Annotated in this window: 5 protein-coding genes; 4 read left to right on the top strand and 1 reads right to left on the bottom strand. The window is 69.2% G+C overall.

The window, feature by feature from the left end:
• A partial coding sequence (locus VFZ20_RS09410; RefSeq protein WP_329683607.1) for a tetratricopeptide repeat protein occupies nt 1–658 on the top strand: 658 nt, incomplete at its 5' end.
• Here VFZ20_RS09410 and VFZ20_RS32735 read toward each other — a convergent pair.
• The gene (locus tag VFZ20_RS32735) at nt 585–983 is read right to left on the bottom strand and encodes a HEAT repeat domain-containing protein (protein ID WP_349264078.1); all 399 of its coding nucleotides are present in this window, start codon (nt 981–983) and stop codon (nt 585–587) included. The genes VFZ20_RS09410 and VFZ20_RS32735 overlap by 74 nt on opposite strands.
• Before the next feature lie 303 nt (nt 984–1286).
• On the opposite strand from VFZ20_RS32735, the gene VFZ20_RS09405 reads away from it, so the two are divergent.
• The 3 genes from VFZ20_RS09405 (at nt 1287) to VFZ20_RS09395 (ending at nt 4110) form a co-directional block, all read left to right on the top strand.
• Nucleotides 1287–1619 carry a PadR family transcriptional regulator gene (locus tag VFZ20_RS09405; RefSeq protein ID WP_329683606.1) on the top strand — a complete coding sequence of 111 codons (333 nt, stop codon included), beginning with the start codon at nt 1287–1289 and terminating at the stop codon, nt 1617–1619.
• Nucleotides 1620–1624: 5 nt separating this feature from the next.
• Nucleotides 1625–2785, top strand: a complete 1161-nt coding sequence (locus VFZ20_RS09400) for a permease prefix domain 1-containing protein (RefSeq protein ID WP_329683608.1) — start codon at nt 1625–1627, stop codon at nt 2783–2785.
• Between the two features lie 542 nt (nt 2786–3327).
• A complete protein-coding gene (locus tag VFZ20_RS09395; RefSeq protein ID WP_329683605.1) occupies nt 3328–4110 on the top strand; it encodes an alpha/beta hydrolase-fold protein in 783 nt (260 codons plus the stop codon).
• The last annotated feature ends 327 nt before the right edge of the window (nt 4111–4437 follow it).

Raw genomic sequence — 4437 nt, 5'->3', positions numbered from 1 at the left:
CTCCAGCATGGGCGGCCACGAAGAAGCGATCCAGTTGCTGCCCGAGGCCATCCGCATCTACAGCAGGGCCGCGGCCGCGCATCCAGCCCGCTACGAGCCGGACTTGGTACGCAGCCTGGAGAATCTCTCTCGCGACCTGGCGCGCATGGGGAACCCCGCCGCGGCGATAAGCGCGCAACGCGAGGCGATCGCCATTCGCCGGCGGCTTCAGACCATGACGGCTCGGCGGTACCGCCCCGGCTGGGCGGACGAGATGGGGCTCCTTGCCCGCGCCCAAGAAGAGTTGGAAGACGGGCTGCTCACCGCGCTTATAAATGCGGCAAACACCGTCGTGGTCCTCTTGGTGCGTGGCGAAAGCCCGGACGGCGAGCCAATCTACGCCTACGTCGGCATCCGCGCCGACCGGCTGAAGACCTTCATGGAGGCGCAAAGTCGCGGCGTGTTCTACCCCGAGGATTTCGGTGTCATCATCGAAGCCGGACACGGAGAGCCCTCACCCGAGATAAAGGCTCGAATGAGTGAGGATTACGGCTTCAATCACGACGCGATGCTCGACATTCCCGACGCCGAGGCTGCAGATGACATCACGAGGCAGTTCGTGTCCCAGGCGCACCCCGAACCCGCAGCCGCCGACGAGGAACGGGAACCGAGCGAGTAGCTGGCCGGTTCCCTTCAAAAGGAGGGCGGTCACCGGGCCGCGATCTCCAACGCCGCCGCGATCTCCTCCCGCGCCCACGCGTCCTCCCTCCCCTCTTCCCTCCCCGCAGCGCGTGCCGCGCCGCCTCGGTGCCGATGCGCCCCAGCGCCCACGTCGCGTGCCCGCGCACCAGCTCCTCCTCGTCATTGAGCGCGACGGCGAGCGTAGGGACGGCCTCGGCGCCCCAGCTGCCGAGCGCGACGGTCACGTTGCGCAGTAAACCACGCCGCTTGGTCCGCTTGAGGGGCGAGCCCTTAAAGCGCGCCCTGAACTCCTCCTGCGTCATCGTCATACACTCGATGAGCGACGGGCCATCCAGCCCCTCGCGCGCCAGGCACGCCTCCTCGGCCAACGGCGCGGCGAAGCGGTCCAGGGGCAAACTTCCTGGGAGACGTGTCGACTTCCCCATCTCTCGATCCCGCTCTCGACCGGGCGCCGTCTCGTGCGACAAAAGGACGGCGGCAGACGCCCCATCAACGTCGAACATACCCGACGCCCAGGAGCCGGGGATCGAGATCCGGCCACGGCCTCTCCCCTTGCACTTCTACAGGAGACCGTCTATTGTAGTGGCGACCTCAGGAGGACTTCCATGACCGACGACCGACTCAACCTGCCGCAGGGCACGCTCGACCTGCTCATCCTGAAAGCCATATCGGCTGAGCCCCTGCACGGATGGGCGATCTCCGAGCGCATCCGGAACGTGTCGCGCGACGCGCTGCAGGTGCCCCAGGGCTCGCTCTATCCCGCGCTGCACCGCCTGGAGCGGCGTGGCTGGATACGCGCCGAATGGGGAGCGTCCGAGAACAACCGAAAAGCCAAGTTCTACGAGCTCACGCGTGCGGGCCGCAGTCAGCTCGACGCGGAGACCGACGCCTGGGAGCGGCTCACGAGAGCCGTGTCGCTGCTGCTCAAGATGGGGTGACCACGATGCTGAGCGAGATCTGGAACGTCGTACGCTACCGGGTGCGCGCGCTGCTGGACCGCGCCGCGCTCGATCGGGAGCTCGACGAGGAGCTGAGGTTTCACCTCGAGCGCGAGGCCGAGCGGCACGAGCGTGCGGGGCTTTCCCGCGAGGACGCGCTGCGCCGCGCCGAGGCCGAGTTCGGGCACCTGGACAGCATCAAGGAAGCGAGCCGGCGCGCGCGCGGCACCGTCCCACTCGGTTCGGCGTTCCAAACCCTTCGCGGAAACCCGCGAACGCTCGGAGTGGCGTGCGCGGTCGCGGCCACCGGGCTGGGGCTGGCGTACATGACCGCGGCGGGGGCGCCGGCGCTCTATCCAGCCCTCAACGGGCTGGCGCTCCTGATGGGCCTCGCGCTGTACGGCCTTCTGCGCCCCCACGCGGGGGAGGCGCGGGGCCTGCCGGCCGGGGTGACGCTCGCCTTTGGCGCCGTGCTGCTCGCCACGACGCTCTTCGGGGTCTCGGTCGAGGGGGCTTCCCGGTGGATCCGGATCGCGGGCGTCTCCCTGCAGATCAGCCTCGTCCTCCTTCCCGCGATGCTGGTCGCGTTCGCGCGGCAGCGGGACCTGCTGTCCACGCTGGGAGTGATCCTGGCCGCGGTGGCGCTGGCGCTTCAGCCGGACCGTGCGATGGCGGGCGTGCTCGCGTCCGCCCTGGCCGTGCTGGCCGTGCGCCGGCGTGACCGCTGGGTGGGGGCGGCGCTCGGGATCGCCGCCACCGGGTTCGCGGTGACCCTGCTTCGCCCCGACACGCTCCCCGCCGTGCCGTACGTGGACAAGATCCTCTACACGGCGTTCGACGTCCACGTGATGGCGGGCCTGGCGGTGGTCTGCGGCGCGCTGCTGCTCGCGCTCCCGGCACTCCCGGGGAGAAAGCTCGGTGCGGAGAACGGCGACGCGTGCGCCGTGTTCGGGATCGTGTGGCTGGGGATCGTGGTGGCCGCCGCGGCGGGAAACTATCCCACGCCGCTCGTTGGCTACGGCGGAAGCGCGGTCGTGGGGTACGTGCTCAGCCTGGCGTTCCTCCCCGGCCCGGTGCGGTCCACCGCCGCCGTGCGAAGCCGGGCGCGGGACGAGCAGCCCGCGGAGAAAGGGACGGTCTTCGATCTCCGGATCGGGATCGTGTGATCACCCCGAAGGGAGATTGGCGGGAGACACGCTCGCCAGTCCCCCTTCGATGCTCCCGCGGGCCCTGCGCTGGCCCCGCGAACCTCCCCCCGGCGAACTCGCGCCGACCGTCCTGATCGCCCTCCGGGATTGGGGAGCCTGCAGGTGCTGCCGGGTCTTCCCGTGGCGGCGAACAAGCGCGTCCGGCATGCTCCGCGTATCAGGAAGCGTGACGCGCAATTTGTCATCGACAAAGGCGCGAAGAACGCGGTAGTGCCGGGTAATCGTCGCGTGCGCCTCGAGATGTCCAGATAGGCAGGTGGCGCCGCGCGAGTTGGAACGCCGGTGCCGGGACGCGAAGCGAAATGATCCGACCAGGGCGAACGCCGCCACGAACCTCCGTCTGACACGACATGTCATCCAACAAGAACTCACCCCGCGCTGGCGTATCAGCGATTTTCTCCGTGCTACGCCGATACCGCTACTGGCTCCTGGCCCTCCTTTCCGTTGCCTTCCTACGCTATGCATGGACGGAAGTCACGCGGGTTCGAGGGAATCAGACGGTGGCGTTCCGCGCGGCGGCGCGGACGTGCCACCAGTCCGGGCCACTGCGCTATTGCGTGTACCGCGACGCGGCCGGCACCAACGGGGACGTCGTCTATCACCTTCATGGGCGAAACCTGGACGAGCAGATCTGGAACGACGACACGTACTACACGGCCATGCTGCAGGCGCAGTGGCAACGTTCCGGAGTGGTCCCGCCGACCGTCGTCACCCTGAGCTATGGGCCGGCCTGGCTCCTGACGCCGAAGGGCAGGCAACCCGGGAGCGGTCTCCTGGAAGACCTGATGGCGCGGCTTCCGGAGATCGAGGCCCGGGTGGGTCGTCCTCGACACCGGATCCTGCTCGGTGAATCGATGGGGGGGCTCAACGTGCTTGTCGCGGGCCTCTCCTATCCGTCCAGGTTCGCCAAGGTGGCGGCGCTGTGCCCGGGGGTGTATGCGGTTTCGCCCTTCGCATCCCTGTCCACGATCAGGGCCGCGGCGGAGCGCACCGGCGCGAACCCCAAGATCATCCTGGGGATCTGGCTGCTGGCAAGGAAGTACGCCGCGGATGACGGCGAGTGGCGCCGCATCTCGCCGCTGGCCCTGGCCGAGCGCTCGGGGCCGGGGTATCCGGCGCTGTATCTCTCGTGCGGGCTGTACGACGCCTACGGCAACTACGAAGGCACGGAGCGGCTGGCCAGCATGACACGGCAGCGCGGCGTGCCGACCGTGTGGCAGCCGAACTACGGCGGTCACTGCGCGGTGAACGTGCCTTCGCTGGCAGAATTCCTGGTCCGGTGACACCGTGCCTGGACGGCGCGCACGGGCGAGACCGTGCCGGGCTGCAACCGGATTCTTCCGCCGGAAGGCGCCCGTGACGCCGCGCGAAGGAAGGGACCGGGCAGGGCGCCTTCCTCGCCCAGGATGACGGCACGGAGCCCGGTCCAAACGTCCCAAGTCGACCGGCGTGGTCCCGGACGTGTGGCGGCCTCCTGCTCCGCGCCCCCTCCGGGCTCGCGGAGCTCGCCCACCTCCCCCAAGAACCCCTGGGGAAGGTTGGACATGGGCGGCTTTCATCCTACAAGGTGCGCGCAGCGCCGGGTGACTCGGGAAGTCACCGCCGATGTG

The organism is Longimicrobium sp., from assembly GCF_036280135.1.
GTDB lineage: Bacteria > Gemmatimonadota > Gemmatimonadetes > Longimicrobiales > Longimicrobiaceae > Longimicrobium.
The sequence above is the reverse complement of the archived record's forward strand: the minus strand, read 5'-3'. Positions and strand labels throughout refer to the sequence as shown.